This window comes from Bradyrhizobium sp. USDA 4472, from assembly GCF_054058595.1.
In genome coordinates this window covers 5,528,173-5,546,379 of sequence record NZ_JBSSAM010000001.1, presented here as the reverse complement: position 1 = coordinate 5,546,379, position 18,207 = coordinate 5,528,173, and the positions used below count along the sequence as shown (strand labels likewise).

Sequence of the window (18,207 nt, the reverse complement as noted above, 5' to 3'; positions counted from 1 at the left end):
TAGGACATGCCGGGTGGCTAAGCCTGCACAAACCGGACCGGTTTGCAGGAAACCGACACAAACTGTCCGCTTCGTTTACGGGAAACGAGCCAGCGTTCAGATCGGAAAGGCTGATCGTGGAGTTCTTAATTCATCGCCCGTCGATAAGCGCCCGGCGACAAGCCGGTCATCCGACGGAACGTGTTCGTGAAATGCTGCTGGTGCGCAAACCCGCATCGCCTCGCAACTTCCGCGAGGCTAATGTTTGGAACCGTCAGGAGCAGTTTCGCATGATGAATTCGTACCCCGACAACGTATCGGTGAGGAGACACGCCCAGCGAAGACTTGAACACCCGTATGAAATACTCGGGACTCACGCCGCAGATCGCAGCCAAATCGTCCAGCTTGATGCAATCCGCGATATTGGCTTCGACAAAGTCACGAATCGAGCGGACGCTACGTGTACTCAGCTGGCGTTCCACAGCACACACCGCTTTCCGCTCCCGTGCGTTGAGCACCACAAGGCGATTGGCTATTGCCTGCGCAATCGAATCGGCCAGGAGGGAGCACGAGGTATCGCCCTCACGCACCATTTCTTCCACCACTGCAAGCAGATTGCTGGTTAGGGGCTCCGGCTCGCCCAACAAAGGCAAGAGGCCAAAATCGGAGTTCTGCGCTTTATCTTCAGAGCCGGAAAACAGTTCAGGACGCAGGTACACATGGATCGAATCCAACGGCGTATTCAGCGTCACCTCACAGTCGCGGCGCGGCGGCAGGAAAAAGATTCCCTTCTCCTGCAAGTGCCTGGATACAACGCGCCCATCGATCCGATAGGTAACATCGACTGGTCCGGTAGCTCCAGTCACCAGCAGGGCGTTGGCATTGGCTTCGAAGCGGCCGCTGAACGGCTCTTCCCGCTGAACCGATGCGAACATAGTCGACCAGCCGAGCCCCGCACTGGACGCCTCGCGTTTCACCGCGAACTGTCGCAGCACGGAATGGACCTCGCCTCCGTCGAAAGGCTGCACGGTATGCTCATTTCGTGCTGCGGCTGGCGATGGTGGATCGGAGCGTTTCTGCATTGGCCCTAGCTGCTTGTCAGTTGACGCTGCGACGGTACCGACCGGGCGTTTGACCCGTCAGCCTGCGGAAGGCACGCGTCAAGTGTTCCTGATGGGAGAAGCCACACCGTAGTGCTATCTCAGCGAGGCCTTCCTGGTCTTGCTCGATCAATCGCTTGGCCCGTTCCACACGGGCCGCGATCACATATTGGTATGGTGATTTGCCCGTCGTTGCCGCAAAAGCCCGAACGAAAGACTTTGTGCCAATGCCGCACACGCTGGCCATCGCAGCAAGGGTAATCTCACCCTCAAGATTGGCTTCTATGAAATCGTTAAGGCGCCGAAGTTCGTAGTCCGGCAGCCCGGCGGTCTGAACCTGCCACGGTTCCCTACTCCTGCTAATCGCGGAGACCCTGTCCGCGAGCGCCCGCGCTATCGGATCGATGAAGAGATCTGAATTCGAGACATTCTCGCAAACCGCCCGCTCAACCGCCTGCGCCAGTTGCTGTATAACCACGTCCCGTTCCACCAGCAGCGGTGTGACGTTCTGAACAGAAACCAAGTTTGCACGAAGATAAATATGCAGAGTATCCAGCGCCCCATGCAATCCCACCTCGCACGCATGACCTGCCGGCAAGAAAAAGATGCTTCCTTTCGGAATGCAACGTGAAGTGACGTGCCCGCCGGATGCGAAGGTCGTCTGCACGGGGCCGCTACGGTGCAACACAATGAGGTCGTCAGCGATAGCTTCGAACCGCCCCTCGAAGGGATTCTCCCTTTGGATCGACGCGTAAATCGACGACCACCCATGCCCCTCGCTCGTTGCACGGATGTCGGCCCCGAATCGTTGCAGAACACCGTGAGTATCGGAGCCTCTAAACTCGCGCTTGGCTTCCATCTCGTGCTCCGCGTGCGTCTGACGGGGCCCACTGCCACGCAATATGCGCGCGTGTTGATCAAGAATGATTCATTATAACCACGATGCTGCAAGCACGCCAGCGCCTTCGCCGGCGGCAAGCTCTGAAGGATTCTCAGGGTCGCCTCTTCGGCATCGCCGGTGATCGCAATGCCTTCGGCTCGGCCCACGCTTGCAACTTCGCGGATCGACTGCTTGGCGAGTTCGAGGAGTTCCGGCCTGTGATAGCGGCTTGCCAACCCGGCCGGGTGACGAATACGATATCCAATCCCGCTGACTGCAACCAGCCACCATACAGCAGCCCGATTGCGCCGGATCCGACAATAGCACCCCCCGTCAATCATCCTCAGTCTTTTGTCCGAGCGGCCGTCTCGTGCACCCACTTCCTGCTTCAGCGTCGCACTGCGATTACCCGCATGAGGCGCCTACATTCTCTGCCTCATCTTTGTACTGAGGGGCTCCAAGGAGCGCGCTCTACGGTTGATCGTCTTGTGCAAGCGGGTCCAGCACCCGGATGTTGTCGAGAGCTTTGCCGATGAACATGCTGGACGTCCTGGTCTTTCCTTAGAACGGGTAGTGCTGCGGACCTTCTATCGTTATCCAACGAAGCTCGGTGAATTCGTTGATGACGGCTTTTCCGCCGAAGCGGCCGTACCCGCTGGCCTTTGTGCCGCCGAATGGCATCTGAGCCTCATCGGCGACGGTCGGCCCATTGATGTGGCAGATACCGCTCTGGATACGTTTCGCAATCGTCAGGGCACGGGAGACATCGCGGCCGAAGATCGCGGCGGACAGTCCATATTCAGTGTCGTTGGCGACGCGCACGGCCTCGTCGACGCCGGCGACACGAATGATCGATTTCACGGGTCCGAACGATTCCTCGTTGTAGATTTTCATGTCCGACGTCACGTGGTCGAGCAAGGTGGCTTCGACGACCGTTCCGTTGCGCTTGCCGCCCGCGACGATCTTCGCTCCCTTTGCGGTGGCGTCCTTGATGAGCGCATCCATACGCTCGGCGGGCGCCAGATCGACCAATGATCCCAGGACGACATGCTCACGCGGATCGCCAGCCGGCAATGTCGAGGCCTTGGCCGCGAGTTTGGCGACGAACGCATCGGCGATCTTGTGATCCACAATAATGCGCTCCGTGGACATGCAGATCTGCCCCTGATTCATGAAAGCGCCGAAGGCCGCAGCATCGACTGCTTGGTCCAGATCGGCGTCATCCAGAACGACCAAAGGCGCCTTGCCGCCAAGTTCCAGCAGGGCAGGCTTGAGATGCTCCGCCGCGAGCTTAGCGATGATGCGACCGACTTTGGTTGAGCCTGTGAAATTGACCCGGCGTACGGCAGGATTGGAAATCAACGCCTCGACGATCTTCGGCGCGTCCGGAGGTGCATTCGACAGGACGTTGACGACTCCCTTGGGGAAGCCAGCCTCATTCAGAACTTGGCCGATAAGATGATGTGTTCCGGGACAGGTTTCTGACGAACGCAAGATGACCGTGTTGCCGCAGGCGAGCGCCGCCGCGATTGCCCGCGTGCCGAGGATGACCGGGGCGTTCCACGGCGCCATGCCGAGGACGACGCCGGCCGGCTGGCGCACCGCCATCGACCAGATACCGGGCTTATCGGATGGAATGACTTCGCCTGTGATTTGGGTCGTGAGAGCTGCAGCTTCGCGCAAGATGCCGGCGGCGAGATGGACATTGAAGCCAGCCCAAGGCGCCGTCGCCCCGGTCTCCTCGAGCATCAACTTGATAAAGTCATTGGTACGGCTCTCCATAAGATCAGCCGCCTTCAGAAGGAGGCCGCGACGCAGCGAGGGCCCTGTCTCTGACCAGGTCTCGAACGCCTTGGCCGCAGCAGCGACGACCTTCTCGACGTCTGCGAGCGTCGCAGCCGGCGCGCGTGTCGCGACCTTACCGGTCATGGGATCCTTGCGCTCGAACGTGCCGCCTCCCTCGGCCGCAACCGCACCACCGTCAACGATCAATCCGATATCCATCGATACTCTCCCGATTTTCAAAACATTTATTTCTCTGACCTTGAGGCCGCCCGCTTCGCTGATCTCACCCGCCAGGAACTGCCAGCTCTTCAGTCCCACTCGCCTGTCGTCGCGCTGGGCCCGGAAAGAGGGTCAGTGACTGCGAGGCGGAAGCTCGTCGGCCCGCACCGAACTCGCCGCCAGAGCAGCAAATGCCGCCATGTGCGCGAGCGTCGTCGTCGTTTTCATTACAAACTCCTCCCAATCTGCTTCTAATTGCGCGGCCCTCAGGCCTGCGTTCCGCCGTCGATCGGAATGATCGCGCCCGTCATGTATGTGGAAGCCGGCGACGCCAACAGCAGCGCGAGCCCCTTGATCTCATGCAGTTCGGCAAGTCGCCCTAAGGGCACGGTATCTGCAAACGCCGCGGCACCTTCGGGCGTATGCATCCGGCCATTGCCGATATTCGTGCGAAAAGGGCCCGGCGCGATGGCATTGACACGCACATTGTGAGGACCGAGCTCGAGAGCCGCGACGCGAACCACCTGTGCAATGCCGGCCTTTGCCGCGTGGTAGCCGTAACTCGGTAGCGCCGACGCGCGCAGCGCCGCGACGGAAGACGTCACGACGATCGATCCCTGCCGCCGTGGCTTCATGTGTTTTGCCGCCACGCGAATTGTCCGAAAAGCGCCATCAAGATTGACCCGAAGGCAGGCGTCCCAAAGCTCCATGGACGCCACATTGAGCTCGCCTTCGGGCTTGCCGTATCCCGGGCCACCGCTTACGCCCGCGTTCGCAAACACACAATCGAGCCGGCCATATCTTTCGACGTAAGCATCAACGACAGCTTCGACTTTGCCGGCCTCGGCTATGTCGACGCTGAAGGTCTCAACGGCTCCACCGGCTTCGTCGATGGCAGCCGCCGCCTGCTTCAATTTGCCCTCGTCGATGTCAAGCATTGCGACCCGCCCTCCATTGGCTGCGATCACTTGCGCAATCGCGAGACCAAGGCCAGACGCAGCGCCTGTAACGACGGCGACATGTCCGGACAGGTCAAACAGTTCAGCGGCCTTCATCGTGTCTCTCGTCGTTTAACATTCGGTCAGTTTAGACCGTGTACTCATAATTTTTTCACAGATCAGAGCAGCGCCACAAGATCAGCGAAACTACCGACAAAGGCGGCCTTTAGCTTCCAATCAGTAATGCTATCGTGGCCATTAACAACGTGACCGCGACGGCGGGGACAACGATCCAGAAGGTCTCATTCCTGGTTTCGAACCACTCACAGGCGATATGATACACCCGCGCCCGCAGCATCTTCATCGCGTTCGAGGCAACCGACACAATCCAGGCGCAATTCCGAACCGCACGCTCATCGAACGTCCTCATTGGCTGATCAACGGCGGTCCTCTGGTCGATCACATAATTCTCCTTGTCCACACGATACCGACGTCCGCGCATTTATGAGTACACGCCCTAGTCAGCGCGACCAAGCAAGGCGCCGCCATCGATGACGATGTGGGTCCCGGTGACGTAGCTCGACGCTGGTGAAGCCAGGAAAAGCGCCAGCCCCTGTATCTCCTCGGGTCGACCGACGCGGTGAATAGGGCTGCCAGCTTCGAAGCGCTTCTTGAGGTCGGGCGTCGTGAGCTGGGTCAGAAACGGACCCGGCAAGATTGCGTTGACCAGAATGTTGTAGCGGGCGAGCTCAAGTGCGGCCTGCTTGGCGAGGTGCGACACACCCGCCTTCGATATCTGATAGGGCATACCGACGATAGCACCTGGCCTGACGCTCGCAATCGACGAGGTCAGGATGATGCGTCCGCCGTTCTGTCGCTTCATGTGCGGAACAGCGGCTCGAATGGTCGAAAAGATCGAGGTCAAATTCGTATCGATGACCTTGTCCCACAGCCTGTCCGGGACGGCCTCGATCGCCCCCTCCGGATCCCGTTCGCCGGCCATCGACAGAAATCCCGGTCCGGCATCGATGCCCGCATTGGCGAACACGACATCGAGACGGCCGTTTCGTTCGACCGCTTTGTTGACAGCGGCCTTGACTGCATCGCGATCCGTAACATCGACGGCAACGCCGGCTACATCGCCGCGCACCTTGAGCTCGGACACGGCCTGGTCGAGGCTAGACTCGTCTTTGTCCAGCAAGACGACGCGTGCATCATTGTCGAGCATTGCCTCGGCGAAGGCCCGACCCAGGCCTTTGGCACCGCCGGTAATAACGACAGAAAGGCCGGTGACGTCGAACAGATCCTGGGTTTTCACGTCGAGGCACCTTGTTTGAGTGACCAACGCCGGATGGGATCCTTGCCGTCCCAGTTCTGCGCCGCTGCGAAGTAGCTGTGATAGATGCCTTCGAGCGCCTCCGTCGTCTCGATCACCTCAAGCATGCCCGGCAAGTCGCGGCGGGTATCGACATAGACGATCCGCACGCCGCGCGGCGAGAGGTCGGAGAACACGACTGGGTAGCCGGCAGCCTCGTAGCGAGCGACGTCCGCATCGAAGTCCTTGGAACAGACGGCCCAGTGATGGAAACCGTGACCTTTGACCTTGACCGTCTCTTGATAGACCGACGGCTTGGTGTCGTGCTGCTCAATGAGCTCGATCATCATGTGGCCGGTAAAGGCGACGGCGAGAGTCAGGCTGATGTCGGTCGGCTGGCCTCGATACACTCCCTTCGCAGGCACGAAAGGACCGCTCACAAACCAAGGCCCGATATTCAGCGCCTTCACATGATGCATCATCGTGTGATCGATGTTTTCGACCGTATAGGCTGCCTGCACCAATCCGCCGACCGGCTGTCCGAACGAGAGTGGCTTCATCGTGCAAAAAACTCCCTACTACCCGCCAAGCGCTCCTTGGCGACCACGAAGTCGAGAACTGCGGGCTCACCGCTTTCGTTGGCCACGAACGCCCGTTCTAGGGCGGCCTCGACCTGGTGGGGATCAGTGACACGCTCGCCGTAGCAGCCGGAGGCGACTGCAAGGCCCGCGTAGTCGAGATCAAGTACGAATTCGGTCCCAATGAACCGCTCATTGAACGCTTCCACTTGGATGTCGCGGATCGAGCCCAAGGCGTGATCGTTGAATATGCACCACGTGACACCGAGCTTGAGTTCGGCGGCAACGGGAAGGATATTCATCACCATCTGGAAGGATCCATCACCGACGAAGCAGACGGCAGGCCGGTCAGGATAGACGAGGCGTGCGACGGGAAAAGCCGATGCCGCGAAGCCCATTCCATAGAAGCTCGAGGGCACGATCGTCGCGCGTGGCTCAAAGATCTTAAAATACGGGAATGCGCCACCCATACCCTGCGCGAGCACGCCGACGTCGATGGCGACGGTCGCGTTGCGTGGGAACACGCGCTGGATGCGATCGAATATCCGAATCGGATGAATTGGCGTGGCATTAGAGCTCGCCATGCTTTCGCGCTCTGTTTCGAGCGCAGCGCGCCGGTTCGACAACTCGGCGAGCCACTCCTTGGAGGCCGTGCGCTGACCAGTACCCTTTGTTTTCAACTCCGTGAGAAGATCCTGGAGGACCAGGCGCGCATCTCCCGTGATGCCGATGGTCGCAACGACCGAGCGGCCGAGTTCGTTCGGATCGATATCGATCTGGATATAGGTGGCCGCCGGCGCCGGAATATATTCTGGCTTCCAGTTGTTTTCCTGCTCCTCAAAGCGAGCACCGATGCCGATGACAACGTCAGCATTTGGCAGAAGATACTTTGTGACTTCCTGCCGATGATGACCGATGCCGCCAGCCGTGAGTTCATGATCGTCAGGCAAAATGCCGCGCCCTGCGAGCGTCGTGACGACGGGGCTACCCAGCATCTCCGCGAGCTGACGCACTTCAGACGTCGCGTTTGCGGCTACGGCGCCGCCACCGGCGACAATTAGCGGCTTTCTAGCCGCGAGAAGAGCCGCCGCCGCGGTCTTGATACGATCGCTATCACCGCGGACCGCAGCGGGTTTGCCGACTGGAAGATAGTCGCCGACATCAAACTGCATTCTAAGAATATCCGCGGGGATATCGATAAGCACGGGACCCGGCTTGCCCGAGCGGGCAATGGTAAACGCTTGACGCAGGCATTCGACAATGAGGTCCGGTCGATCGACCCGGACGCCCCATTTCGTGATGGCGCCAAAAATCTTGACTTGGTCGATTTCTTGGCTTGCGCCACGATGTGCGTTGCGAGTGGCGCCACGGCCCGCGATGATGATCATCGGCAACGCACCGACATAAGCTTCCGCTACGCTCGTGACCAGATTTGTGGCGCCGGGCCCCGCAGTCACACAGCACACGCCAGGCTCGCCGGTAAGCTGCGCATAGCCGGCAGCCATGCTTGCAGCATGCTGCTCGTGCCGCACGAGAATGTGGGAGATCTGCTGTTGTCCGTAGAGAGCGTCGTAAATTCCGATTGTATGGCCGCCAGGCATGCCGAAGATGAACTTCACGCCTTCCGCCTTGAGAACGTCGACGACGGCTTGGCCGCCACTCTTCATCACCATTGACTCGATCCAGTTTTGATCATTGACGACCGCAGCCCCGCTTCGCGCGAGATTTGCTGTGTCGATTAGGGTTGGGCCGAACCGGCTTTCACCAACGGGCATCCGCCATCTTGGAGCGGACGGAACGCTTCATCTCCAGGTACTGTAGCCACTACGTTGTAGAGGTCCCACTTTCCTTTGGACTCCTCGGGCTTCTTGACTTGGAGAAGATAGAGATTGCGCAACACACGGCCATCGATCCGCACCTTCCCGTTTTTGGTTGTGAAGTCATTGACCGGTAGCTCGCGCATCTTTGCGGCGACGGCGTCCGCATCGCGCGATCCGGCGGCGTTGACTGCCTTGAGATAATGGAACACCGCGCTGTACGCCATCGCAGGATCCCAATCCGGCGGATGACCTATCTTTTCTTCGAAGCGCTTCGACCAGGCACGCGTCTCGTCATTCAGGTCCCAATAGAAGGGATTGGCCAGAAGCAAGCCGTGGGCGGTCTTGAGCGTGATGCTTTGGACATGCTCGAGAAAGAGCACGTAAGCCGCGAAGATCGCACCGTTTGAGGTGAGACCGAATTCGACGGCCTGTTTGATGGAGTTGACCGTATCGTCCGAGGAATTTGCAAGGCCGATCACGTTCGGATTGGTCGGCTGCGCCTGCAAGAGGAAGGAGGAGAAGTCGGGAGTGTTCAGCGGCGCGTAGACGGCGCCGAGGACCTTGCCCCCGTTGGCCTCGATTACGGCACTGGTATCGCGCACAAGGGCACGTCCGAATACATAATCGGCGCCGAGGAAGAACCAGCGGTTGCCGCCCCGCTTGAGAACAGCGGCTCCCATTACGTGCGCCAGCGAATACGTGTCGACGGCCCATTGCGTCGTGTAATTATCGCATTTGGGGCCGGTCACGTCGGAACTCAGGGCGCCAACAAATAGCGAAATCTTCTTCTTTTCCTTGGCAAGACTTTGGACCGCGAAAGCAACCGCCGAATTCGGTACGTCGACGACCGCATCGACACCCTCAACGTCATACCAGCGGCGCGCGATGGCCGAGCCGACGTCCGGCTTGTTCTGATGGTCGGCAAAGATAAGTTCGACCTTCTTGCCCAGCACCGGCCCCGCGTCGTCGATTGCCATGCGAACGGCTTCAACGGTCTCGCGACCGCCGGCCACGGCATAAACCGACGACATGTCGTTCATGACGCCGATCTTGATGGGTGCGTCGTCAGCGCGCGCCGAACTCGCCCACATCAACGCACCTGCGAAAACCGCGCCTAGCCACCTCATCGCAAATCTCCTCCCGAGCGAGCGATCCTCCGCGGGCGCCCCGTTAATTGTGATTTGTGATAACAAATCAAATATGAGAGTCAAGAGCCTTGAGCGCGCCCGAGCACGCACGCGCAACCAGCAGCAGCGCAGCACTCCCAGCTTCGTGTTTGAATTTCGAGGGTTTGGTGCAGGACGAGACGGCTAGTGGGCCGGCTGCTTGTCCTGAATTAAGGCCGCGATGATGCGATCGCCACCCTTCATGAGATCTTCGGTTAGCGCTGCCCTTGCTGCCTTGGCATCGCCTGCACTAAGCGCAGCTATAATTCGATGATGGCCGCGGGCGCCTTCCGAGGTCAAGTTGATCGGAATATGGTTGAAAACAGGCCCAATCTGGAGCCACAGCGACTCGATCATGGAAAGTAATAACGGGCTCTTGGCCGCTTCATACACCGTAAAATGGAACTCCTGGTTCAGCGCCCAAAATTGACGCTGCTTATTTCCACTCAAGGATTTAATCTTCTCATGGATGCGCTTGAGGGAAGCAATGACGTCAGGGCTGACGTGCTGACATGCCAGGGCGGCGGCCTCGCCCTCCAGAAGAATCCGAACTCTGCGAATCTCCAAGAACTCATCGATCGTCGTTTCAGGTACGATGACGCGATGGTTGGCGAGCATTTTCAGTGCACGTTCGACGACTAGGCGCCCAATGGCGTCTCGAACCGGCATCGGGCTAACATGTAGGCTTTGCGCCAGAGCTCGGAGCTTCATTTCCGAGCCGGGCGCGAAGCCTCCGGACATGATCATCGTCCGGAGTTCGCGGTACACGCGATCGTTGAGAGTCTCTCGTTCGACAGCGCGAATCGAGCTCTCGAGCCCGACCTTGTCTACCCCTTTAACCATTCGCAGAGCGGCCTCGTCCCCGACAATTCCATCACCTTATCAAGAGACGTGCGCTTGGCAAATCTGACGCCTTCCCCGGATGCGTCCTAGCCGCTCACCGAGGATCCACGCTCCACTCGGCGGCCCGCGGTGCCATGAATCGATTCCCCCCGGTGGGCGCCGCTGCGAACGGGATACCCCGAAAGACCGCGAGACCTCCCTCGTGTCGACCGCGCACCCGGCCTGACGCCGTGAGGACGGTAGGGAATTCGTTGTTGTCCGGTCTACTCCTCGCTTGCTGCAGACGTTGATGAGCTTGATCGCACCCGTGGCTGGGCGTTGGCAGCAGAATGTAGGTTGACGCGGGCTGCAAATGACGCGGAGGCTGTTCTTGATCCGCAGTTCAAGGTCCGGGGTCAACGTCGCGCCCTCGTATTCGGCGACAATCACGATTGTAGGCTTCCCTAGCGCGAAGCGAGGATGCTGGTGGGTGTCTTTTTGCGGCCTCTTGTCACCATTAGGCGAGCATGAACGCCATCCGTCATTTCGTTCTTCCTGGACGTCGCCCAGATCGCTTTTTTTTGATCACCTCACATTCTCCGCAGCCGGCCCAAATCGCTCCCACTTTTCCCCGTCGAACCGAATGAGTTGCTCCTGTTTGATCGGCGCGAAGTCCGTCGGTGACGTGTTGATCGTTATTCCCGGAAGAAGCATGTCGAGCTTCAGATCCTTGAGGCTGGCAGCTTGCTTCATCACGTTCTCTCGCGTGAGATCGTCGCCGCACATCTTGAGCACCTCCGCCAAGGTCTGCGCGACCGAATATCCATAGACCGTGTTGGAATCGGCTTTGTCAGCTCCGGGCATGTATTCGTTCATGAACGTAAGCCAGTGCCGGTAGCCCTCGTCGCCGCTCCAGGCCGGGTCGAGCGCATCCTTCAAATATGCGGTCGAGATCACGCCCTTGGCGTTGTCGAGCCCCGCAGGCTTCAAGACTGCGGCCACCGACGTGGAGATGTTGTTCAGGATATGCAGCGGCCGCCATTGCAGCTCACCCGTCTTGCGAATGGCCTGCGCGGCAAATTTAGGCGACGTCACGTCGAAAAACACATTGGCGCCGGATGCCTTCAATTGCGACATCTGGGGATCGATGGTCGGGTCCGTGATCTCATAGGACAATCTGGTTACAGGCTCGAATTTGCCGCTCAGCCCCGCGACGAAACCCTTGGCGTAATCCCGTCCGGAGTCGTCGTTCTGCCAAAGTATCCCTATCTTTGCATCGGAAAGCGTTTGAGCGACATACCGGCCATAAATCTGTCCTTCGGCTTGGTAGCTTGGCTGCCAGCCCATCGTCCAGGGAAAGCGCGCCGGGTCATTCCATCGCTCCGCACCACTGGCCACGAACAATTGCGGCACCTTTTTGCCGTTGAGGTACTTCTGCACAGCGGCATTGTGTGCCGTGCCGAGGATGTTGAAGGTCAGCAGAACCTCATCGCTCTCCACCAGCTTGCGGACTTGCTCGACGGCTTTCGGCGGACTGTAGGCATGATCGTACGAGATGAAGTTGATCTTTCGACCGTTGATGCCTCCGTTCTTGTTGATCATCTCGAAGTACGCCGCCTCGACTTTCCCAATCACGGAATAAGCCGATCCCGGCCCGCTATAGGGCATCAGGTTGCCGACCTTGATTTCGGTATCGCTGGCGCCGGGATCATATTGCTTCTGCGCGGATGCGGCCGAAGAAAGGAAAGCGACGCTCAAGGCGACGAACGTCAAGGAGCAGGCGTATCTCATTGTCAAATCCTCTTCGCGGAGCCGATCAGACGAGTCCGAGTTCTTGCAGGAGAGCGTTGCGATCGGCATCGAGCTCTGGGGCAGGCCGATAGTTTGCGAATTGCTCGCCGGCGAACCGGATGGGACAGGCCGCGGTTTTCAACACCACGCCCCCCGGAACCTCCAACCGGACGAACATGTCGCGCGCGTTGAGCTGCGGATCACGCAGTACGCCGGCGATGTCGTTCATCGGTCCGCAGGGAATCCCGGCTTGCGTCAGGATTGGGAGCCATTCCTCGGCGGTTCTGGCTGCCAGCGCCTCTTCGATCCGCTCGGCGAGGGCACGATGATGTTCGCATCGCGACGAATTGGAGACGAATCGCGGATCGGCTTTGACGTCCCGCATCTGCAGCACATCGCAAAGATCTCTGAACTTCCGGTCGTTGCCGGCGGCGATGATGAGATGCCCGACCTTGCTCTTGAAGACGCCAAATGGCGTGATAGAGGGGTGCCTGGAGCCGATGGGCCCAGGAACGACTTGCTCGACTTGATAGCGGACAAGGGCATTCTCGAGCAGAGAGATCTGCGTATCTAGCATGGAAATATCGACATGCTTACCGCGACCGGTGCGGGCGCGCTCGATCAACGCCGCCTGAACGCCGATCACCGCATGAGTGCCCGCGGCGATGTCGCCGATCGATACTCCGACGCGCGTCGGCGGGCCTCCCTCCTCGCCGGTCAAGCTCATGACACCGCCCATGGCCTGCACGACCATGTCGTAAGCCGGCAGTTCGCGGTAGGGCCCCGTCTGACCAAAGCCAGATATCGACGCCAGAACCAGCCGGGGAAAGCGCGAGCTGAGCGCCTCCCAGCCGTAGCCGAAACGGTCCATGGTACCGGGCGTAAAATTTTCCGCGAGGACATCGGCGTCCAGCAATAGCCGGTCGAATATCGCGCGGTCGGCAGCATCCTTGAGGTTCAGCGCGATCGATTCCTTGCTTCGATTGATCGAGAAGAAATAGCCTGAACTCGGCAAGCCATCGGCGTTCGAGATGAAGGGGCCGATGTGCCGCGCGTCGTCACCGATGCCCGGCATCTCGACCTTTATGACCCGCGCGCCGAGATCCGCGAGCATCATGGTGCAATAGGGTCCGGCCAACACGCGCGTGAGATCGATCACGATCAGTCCAGCGAGTGGCCCCTTTGACCGCGGCTTCAGCGCGGACGCCGGTTGTGAGCGAGGTCGAGTCATCGGCCCTCCAGGTCGGCGCCGAAGCGCGGGGGTCGCTTTTCGGCGAAAGCCGCGCTGCCCTCGCGCAGCTCGGCGCCCACGAGGCTCTCACGGTAACGCTGATCGGCAGCAGCACGATCGAAGGAGTTTCTGGCGATCTCGTTGATGGCGCGTTTCATGCCACGCATGGCGGCCGGCGCATTGGCAGCGAGAACAGAGGCGAGCTCCATCACGCGCGCATCGAGGCTGCCCGCAGGTACGGCTTCATCCAGATAGCCGATGCGCAGCATCTCGGCCGCGTCCAGTTTCAGGCCCGTGAGGAACAGCTTCTTTGTCGCCGCTACGCCGAGGCGCGAGGCAAAGCGCATGAGACCGCTGCTGTAATAGTGAAGCCCGAGGCGCGCGGCCGGCATGAACATCTCGCAACTATCTACGCCGATCCTGAAATCGCAGGCGAGCGCAAGATCAGTCGCGCCGCCATAGACTCCGCCGTTCAGCCTGCAGATGCTCGGTATCGCCAGAGCCTCGAGCTGATCGACGACGCTGTCGAAGCCGGAAACATGAACATCTTCCTCAGACGAGGTTCGCGCAGCGATGTCTCCGAGGTCGTATCCGGCGCTGAACGCGCGTCCTTCGCCGGTCAGGATGAGAACTTTCGCACCTGCCTTCTCGACGCTGGCGAAGTGGCCCGACAACACGGCGAGATCGGCTGCCGTGATCTTGTTCATCTGCCGCGGGCGATTGAGCTGGATCGTCGCGATAGGCCCATCCGTCTTCAGCAAAGGGGCGCCGCTCAAATCCACGGAAGTCGTCATCGGCGTTTCCTGTTGTCTTCGTTCTGGGCCCGGATTATATGTATTTTTTCAAGGCGTCTACGTATACATAAAGGCATAAGCGTATACATAAGGGCAGCCAATGCGGGTTCGCGTCTCCGATGAGCTTTGTCGACGGATCGAAAGCGATATCGCCGAGGGACGGCTACTCCCGGGCGACAAGCTGGACGAGCAGAGCCTCGCCAGACGCTTTTCGGTCTCGCGGACGCCAGCGCGGGAAGCGCTGCTTCGCTTGGCCAATGAGGGTCTCGTCAAGTTCAGGTCGCGGCAAGGCGCAACCGTCGCGAGCATGACACCCCAGCGAGCGATCGGCATGGTCGAAATTCTCACTGCGCTCGAAGCGGAGGCTGCCGGTCTGGCGGCGCGCCGAATGACTGTCGCCGAACGAGCCGGCCTGCGTGAGATACACGAGCAGTGCGCACAAGCCGTGCACACCGGCAACACGGCGCGCTACGTCGAACTCAACACCGCATTTCACCAAGCCATCTACGCTGGCGCGCGCAACACGCCGTTGGCCGATCTCGTGACTGAAACCCGCCTTCGGATGCGGTTCTTCCGGCATCAGAGCTTGTCGCGACCGGCCCGCCTGGCGGCATCATTCGGCGAGCACGCTCTGATAGTCAGGGCGATTGAAACAGGGAGCGAAAGTGACGCACAGCAATCGATGCGCGCTCACATCATCGTCGGAGGCAACCTCTTTGCCGACATGGTCGCTTCCATCAAGCCCGAGTGACCGGCTCACAGCGTCTAACCCTGGCCAACGCTCCGTCGATCGAAGGAACTGCAGCTCTGGCCTTCGCGCAGAAGTCCATCGGTTCTAACGCTAAGCGAGCACGCGCCGAAACACTCGGCAGCAACAGAGTTGCCCACTCAACGAACTCAGCAGCTCACATTCTTGCTGGGATCGAACCTTTGCGCAATCAGCTAGACCCTATGACCACTGATACTGCTCAGCGCGTTTTGCGAGAACCGCTTGCAGCCTCTGATCCATAGACCACCTGTCGATCCTGCGGCGAGTGGCCAAGATTAGCTTGCGGGACCGTTCGGCCGGTGCCGTGGAAATCCAAAATATTGCAGCAGCGCAACTGCGAGATTTCGCGCGGGCGCATTGCGCGCTGGAGGCCGTCATCGGTTAGCGCGGCAACTGCCGACATATGCAAAACGCACACGCAAGCAACAGATCTCCGGCACCACCAAGAGCGTAGTGACCCATCGGACCCACGCCAAAATAAGAAGCCTCTTTTGCCATCAAAGGCAGGGGGCCGGGGACACTAATATCGTGCAAAATCAAGATGGTGGGGGAGGCAGGACTCGAACCTGCGAAGCCATGAGGCGGCTGATTTACAGTCAGCTCCCTTTGCCACTCGGGACACTCCCCCGCTCGACGGCAGCACAATCGGGCCGGACCTTGCCGGCGGACCGAAAACGGCCATGGAACGTGAAGGCCGCGACAGCCCGGATGGGGGCGCGACCGGGCGCGTTTATGGGCGAAGCGGTGGGGCAAAGTCAACCGAGGCGAACAGCTAAAATCGCGATCGCAGCCACCCAAATTGCCATATTCCGGGACCCGTGACACAAGCGAGGCCATGAAGGATCGAAAATTCGTGCCCAAAGGGCCCCGCGGCGGGTCTAAGCCTTTCAACAGACCAGGAAAATCGGCCGGCCGGCCGGCGTGGCGCGAGCGCGATTCGCACCCCGACGGCCCCGTCATCCTCTATGGCTGGCACACCGTCACCATGGCGCTGGCCAACCCCGAGCGGCGGATCCGCAAGCTGACGCTGACCGAGAACGCCGCTCGGCGCCTGGCCGACGAAAACATCGAAACCCGCATCGCACCCGAGATCGTCCGGCCCCAGGAGATCGATCGCCTGCTCTCCCCCGACGCCGTGCATCAGGGCCTGTTGGCCGAAGCCGATCCCCTTCCCTCGCCTGATATCGAGACGCTGAAGCAGGAAGGCATGGTGCTGGTGCTCGACCAGATCACCGATCCGCACAATGTCGGCGCCATCCTGCGCTCCGCCGCGGCGTTCGCGGTCAAGGCGATCGTCACCACTGCGCGCCATAGCCCGGAAGCGACTGGCGTGCTCGCCAAAGCCGCCTCGGGCGCGCTGGAGCTGGTGCCGATGGTCTCAGTGCAAAACCTCGCGCGTGCGCTGACGGCGTTGAACGAGCGCGGCTTCCAGACCGTCGGCCTCGATAGCGAAGGCAGCGAGGATCTCTCCGACGTCTCCCTGCGCGAGCCGCTCGTGCTGGTGCTGGGCGCCGAAGGCAAGGGCCTTCGGCAGTTGACGCGCGAGACGTGCAGCGTCGTGGCGCGGCTCGACATGCCCGGCGCAATCAAGAGCCTCAATGTTTCGAACGCTGCCGCGCTCTCGCTCTATGTCGGCGCTGTCAGGCTCGGGCTGATGAAGCGCTAGAAAGAGAAAGCGCCCGTCCGCATGACGCGAACCGGCGCTTCATCAGTTCAACCGATCAGAGATCAGTAATAGCGGCGCAGCACGCGATGGCCGCCGTAATACGGCTGATAGCGATGGACGTAGCCGTAGCGCGGACCGTAGCCGTAATGCGGACGCGGCAGGTAGCCGTAACGGGGGCCGTAGCCGTAGCGATACGGACGGTAGTACGGGCGGTGATAGTAGGGATGGGCGGCAGCGCGATAGCCATAGCCGTAGCCATAATTGGCGGGCGCGACGACCGCGTCTTCCTGGTAGGTCGGATACGGAGCGAAAGCGCCCGGACCGGTATAGGTCGGGCCCTGGTTGACGTAGTAGTACTGCGTCGTCGGCTCGGCCAGGCGCTCATAGCCATAACCATAGCCATAGCCGGCGCCGTAGCCATAACCACCGCAACCAGTGTTGCAGCCGGAGAACACCGGCGCAACCGGCTGGCACGGATTGAAGCCGCAGGCCATGGCCGGCGCGCTGCCCACGAACATCACGGCAGCCGCCGCGACCAGTCCCGAAATCATCTGACGCATTACTCTCTCCTGTTGATTTTCGTGTTGTTTGATTCTGGCGTTCTCAACCCGGCGGTTTGCCGGGTATTCCTGCATGCGGCCGCGGGCGAGCACGGCGCGGATGGTCGTTGATCTCTGGCGCGAGGATCACCGGCGGCGGGTTGACCGGCACATCCATTTGCGGCGGCAGCGGCGCGGACTGCACGCCCAAGCTCTCATGGTAGCTCTCGGCCGGCTTCGGCAATTTGCGGTTTGCGGGCGGCTCGATTTCGAGGCGGCCATAGCCGGGCTGCAAGCCCATGCTTGGATAGTAGTGACCGACATCTGAGGGCTGCCGCTCGGCCACGTAGCGCCCGCCATAGATCGTGGGCTGCACCTGGACGTTCTTGCCAAGGCCCCAGACACCTTCGACAACGGTGTAGGACGCATCGATATTATTGATGATGATAGGCACGCCGGGACGGCCAGGCACCACGATGTCGAAGCCGCCGCCGGCCAAAGCCGTTGCGGGCAGTCCGATCAGAAAGGCTGCAAGCGCCAAAGCGCGCATGGAAATATCCGGGTTGTCCGGATTGCAAGCTATCGGATTGCGACATCGAGAGGGTTAAGGACAGCCGGCCAAATTCCGGTAAGCCTAACGCGTAAGCGTCGCGCGTCGCTCAAATCCTGCGGCTCGTCCTAGCGAAGCGTTAACGGCGCTGCTGCCGCGAGCGGCCTGGTTCCACCCGCTCACATCGGTTTGACTGCAATTCAGGCCTGCTCTCGGAACGTCCGCCGCTCGCCGACATTTAGCTCCCCGTCAATTCAAAGGGAGA

19 protein-coding genes, 1 tRNA gene and 1 pseudogene are annotated in these 18,207 nt (G+C 60.2%); 3 read left to right on the top strand and 18 right to left on the bottom strand.

Features of this window, described 5'->3' with window-relative positions:
* Positions 1–125: 125 nt before the first annotated feature.
* The 15 genes from ACVWZ4_RS25920 to ACVWZ4_RS25850 all read right to left on the bottom strand — a co-directional run bounded on the left by ACVWZ4_RS25920 (position 126) and on the right by ACVWZ4_RS25850 (position 14,418).
* Positions 126–1,007, bottom strand: coding sequence for a helix-turn-helix domain-containing protein (locus ACVWZ4_RS25920; protein ID WP_456741476.1), 882 nt, complete (start codon positions 1,005–1,007; stop codon positions 126–128).
* A gap of 70 nt (positions 1,008–1,077) precedes the next feature.
* Positions 1,078–1,938: a helix-turn-helix domain-containing protein gene (locus ACVWZ4_RS25915; RefSeq protein WP_456704219.1), complete on the bottom strand. Its 861-nt coding sequence runs from the start codon at positions 1,936–1,938 to the stop codon at positions 1,078–1,080.
* Positions 1,939–2,071: 133 nt separating this feature from the next.
* A complete protein-coding gene (locus ACVWZ4_RS25910; RefSeq protein ID WP_456741475.1) occupies positions 2,072–2,296 on the bottom strand; it encodes a 2-dehydropantoate 2-reductase N-terminal domain-containing protein in 225 nt (74 codons plus the stop codon).
* Positions 2,297–2,520: 224 nt separating this feature from the next.
* Positions 2,521–3,963, bottom strand: coding sequence for an aldehyde dehydrogenase (locus ACVWZ4_RS25905; protein WP_456742268.1), 1,443 nt, complete (start codon positions 3,961–3,963; stop codon positions 2,521–2,523).
* Positions 3,964–4,229: 266 nt separating this feature from the next.
* Positions 4,230–5,018, bottom strand: a complete 789-nt coding sequence (locus ACVWZ4_RS25900) for an SDR family NAD(P)-dependent oxidoreductase (RefSeq protein WP_456704220.1) — start codon at positions 5,016–5,018, stop codon at positions 4,230–4,232.
* A gap of 109 nt (positions 5,019–5,127) precedes the next feature.
* Positions 5,128–5,364: a hypothetical protein gene (locus ACVWZ4_RS25895; RefSeq protein WP_456741474.1), complete on the bottom strand. Its 237-nt coding sequence runs from the start codon at positions 5,362–5,364 to the stop codon at positions 5,128–5,130.
* Positions 5,365–5,418: 54 nt separating this feature from the next.
* Positions 5,419–6,219, bottom strand: a complete 801-nt coding sequence (locus ACVWZ4_RS25890) for an SDR family NAD(P)-dependent oxidoreductase (protein WP_456741473.1) — start codon at positions 6,217–6,219, stop codon at positions 5,419–5,421.
* The gene (locus ACVWZ4_RS25885) at positions 6,216–6,737 is read right to left on the bottom strand and encodes a VOC family protein (RefSeq protein WP_456704223.1); all 522 of its coding nucleotides are present in this window, start codon (positions 6,735–6,737) and stop codon (positions 6,216–6,218) included. Before ACVWZ4_RS25885 ends, ACVWZ4_RS25890 begins: the two co-directional genes overlap by 4 nt.
* Before the next feature lie 35 nt (positions 6,738–6,772).
* On the bottom strand, positions 6,773–8,569 hold the full coding sequence (locus ACVWZ4_RS25880) for a thiamine pyrophosphate-binding protein (protein ID WP_456704224.1): 1,797 nt from the start codon (positions 8,567–8,569) through the stop codon (positions 6,773–6,775).
* Positions 8,533–9,741, bottom strand: a complete 1,209-nt coding sequence (locus ACVWZ4_RS25875) for an ABC transporter substrate-binding protein (RefSeq protein ID WP_456704225.1) — start codon at positions 9,739–9,741, stop codon at positions 8,533–8,535. The genes ACVWZ4_RS25880 and ACVWZ4_RS25875 overlap by 37 nt, the downstream gene beginning before the upstream one ends.
* Positions 9,742–9,924: 183 nt before the next feature.
* Positions 9,925–10,623: a GntR family transcriptional regulator gene (locus ACVWZ4_RS25870; protein WP_456735506.1), complete on the bottom strand. Its 699-nt coding sequence runs from the start codon at positions 10,621–10,623 to the stop codon at positions 9,925–9,927.
* 94 nt (positions 10,624–10,717) lie between these two features.
* On the bottom strand, positions 10,718–10,975 hold the full coding sequence (locus ACVWZ4_RS25865) for a carboxylesterase family protein (RefSeq protein WP_456741472.1): 258 nt from the start codon (positions 10,973–10,975) through the stop codon (positions 10,718–10,720).
* A 212-nt stretch (positions 10,976–11,187) separates the two neighbouring features.
* Positions 11,188–12,393, bottom strand: a complete 1,206-nt coding sequence (locus ACVWZ4_RS25860) for an ABC transporter substrate-binding protein (protein WP_456741471.1) — start codon at positions 12,391–12,393, stop codon at positions 11,188–11,190.
* 25 nt (positions 12,394–12,418) lie between these two features.
* On the bottom strand, positions 12,419–13,624 hold the full coding sequence (locus tag ACVWZ4_RS25855; protein WP_456741470.1) for a CaiB/BaiF CoA transferase family protein: 1,206 nt from the start codon (positions 13,622–13,624) through the stop codon (positions 12,419–12,421).
* Entirely contained in the window at positions 13,621–14,418 is a 798-nt protein-coding gene (locus tag ACVWZ4_RS25850) for an enoyl-CoA hydratase/isomerase family protein (protein ID WP_456741469.1), read from the bottom strand. The genes ACVWZ4_RS25855 and ACVWZ4_RS25850 overlap by 4 nt, the downstream gene beginning before the upstream one ends.
* 100 nt (positions 14,419–14,518) lie before the next feature.
* On the opposite strand from ACVWZ4_RS25850, the pseudogene ACVWZ4_RS25845 reads away from it, so the two are divergent.
* Together ACVWZ4_RS25845 and ACVWZ4_RS25840 are read left to right on the top strand one after the other, a co-directional pair.
* Positions 14,519–14,707 (top strand): annotated as a pseudogene (locus ACVWZ4_RS25845) (GntR family transcriptional regulator); the annotation flags it as partial.
* A gap of 42 nt (positions 14,708–14,749) precedes the next feature.
* On the top strand, positions 14,750–15,169 hold the full coding sequence (locus ACVWZ4_RS25840) for a GntR family transcriptional regulator (protein ID WP_456738186.1): 420 nt from the start codon (positions 14,750–14,752) through the stop codon (positions 15,167–15,169).
* 560 nt (positions 15,170–15,729) lie between these two features.
* Here the strand turns inward: ACVWZ4_RS25840 and ACVWZ4_RS25835 are convergent.
* Positions 15,730–15,815: transfer RNA gene (locus ACVWZ4_RS25835), tRNA-Tyr, on the bottom strand.
* A gap of 207 nt (positions 15,816–16,022) precedes the next feature.
* On the opposite strand from ACVWZ4_RS25835, the gene rlmB reads away from it, so the two are divergent.
* Positions 16,023–16,853, top strand: a complete 831-nt coding sequence (rlmB, locus tag ACVWZ4_RS25830; protein WP_456704231.1) for a 23S rRNA (guanosine(2251)-2'-O)-methyltransferase RlmB — start codon at positions 16,023–16,025, stop codon at positions 16,851–16,853.
* Positions 16,854–16,915: 62 nt separating this feature from the next.
* Here the strand turns inward: rlmB and ACVWZ4_RS25825 are convergent, their stop codons facing one another.
* Positions 16,916–17,413 carry a hypothetical protein gene (locus tag ACVWZ4_RS25825; protein WP_456741468.1) on the bottom strand — a complete coding sequence of 166 codons (498 nt, stop codon included), beginning with the start codon at positions 17,411–17,413 and terminating at the stop codon, positions 16,916–16,918.
* Positions 17,414–17,456: 43 nt separating this feature from the next.
* The gene (locus ACVWZ4_RS25820; RefSeq protein ID WP_456704233.1) at positions 17,457–17,942 is read right to left on the bottom strand and encodes a hypothetical protein; all 486 of its coding nucleotides are present in this window, start codon (positions 17,940–17,942) and stop codon (positions 17,457–17,459) included.
* Positions 17,943–18,207 lie beyond the last annotated feature (265 nt).

What these genes read in the sequence shown, in the direction of transcription:
- ACVWZ4_RS25825 (WP_456741468.1), bottom strand. Translation starts at nt 17,413, where the DNA reads ATGCGTCAGATGATTTCGGGACTGGTCGCGGCGGCTGCCGTGATGTTC.
- ACVWZ4_RS25905 (WP_456742268.1), bottom strand. Translation starts at nt 3,963, where the DNA reads ATGGATATCGGATTGATCGTTGACGGTGGTGCGGTTGCGGCCGAGGGA.
- ACVWZ4_RS25880 (WP_456704224.1), bottom strand. Translation starts at nt 8,569, where the DNA reads ATGCCCGTTGGTGAAAGCCGGTTCGGCCCAACCCTAATCGACACAGCA.
- ACVWZ4_RS25875 (WP_456704225.1), bottom strand. Translation starts at nt 9,741, where the DNA reads ATGAGGTGGCTAGGCGCGGTTTTCGCAGGTGCGTTGATGTGGGCGAGT.
- ACVWZ4_RS25900 (WP_456704220.1), bottom strand. Translation starts at nt 5,018, where the DNA reads ATGAAGGCCGCTGAACTGTTTGACCTGTCCGGACATGTCGCCGTCGTT.
- ACVWZ4_RS25840 (WP_456738186.1), top strand. Translation starts at nt 14,750, where the DNA reads ATGGTCGAAATTCTCACTGCGCTCGAAGCGGAGGCTGCCGGTCTGGCG.
- ACVWZ4_RS25855 (WP_456741470.1), bottom strand. Translation starts at nt 13,624, where the DNA reads ATGACTCGACCTCGCTCACAACCGGCGTCCGCGCTGAAGCCGCGGTCA.
- ACVWZ4_RS25850 (WP_456741469.1), bottom strand. Translation starts at nt 14,418, where the DNA reads ATGACGACTTCCGTGGATTTGAGCGGCGCCCCTTTGCTGAAGACGGAT.
- ACVWZ4_RS25870 (WP_456735506.1), bottom strand. Translation starts at nt 10,623, where the DNA reads ATGGTTAAAGGGGTAGACAAGGTCGGGCTCGAGAGCTCGATTCGCGCT.
- ACVWZ4_RS25820 (WP_456704233.1), bottom strand. Translation starts at nt 17,942, where the DNA reads ATGCGCGCTTTGGCGCTTGCAGCCTTTCTGATCGGACTGCCCGCAACG.
- ACVWZ4_RS25860 (WP_456741471.1), bottom strand. Translation starts at nt 12,393, where the DNA reads ATGAGATACGCCTGCTCCTTGACGTTCGTCGCCTTGAGCGTCGCTTTC.
- ACVWZ4_RS25915 (WP_456704219.1), bottom strand. Translation starts at nt 1,938, where the DNA reads ATGGAAGCCAAGCGCGAGTTTAGAGGCTCCGATACTCACGGTGTTCTG.
- rlmB (WP_456704231.1), top strand. Translation starts at nt 16,023, where the DNA reads ATGAAGGATCGAAAATTCGTGCCCAAAGGGCCCCGCGGCGGGTCTAAG.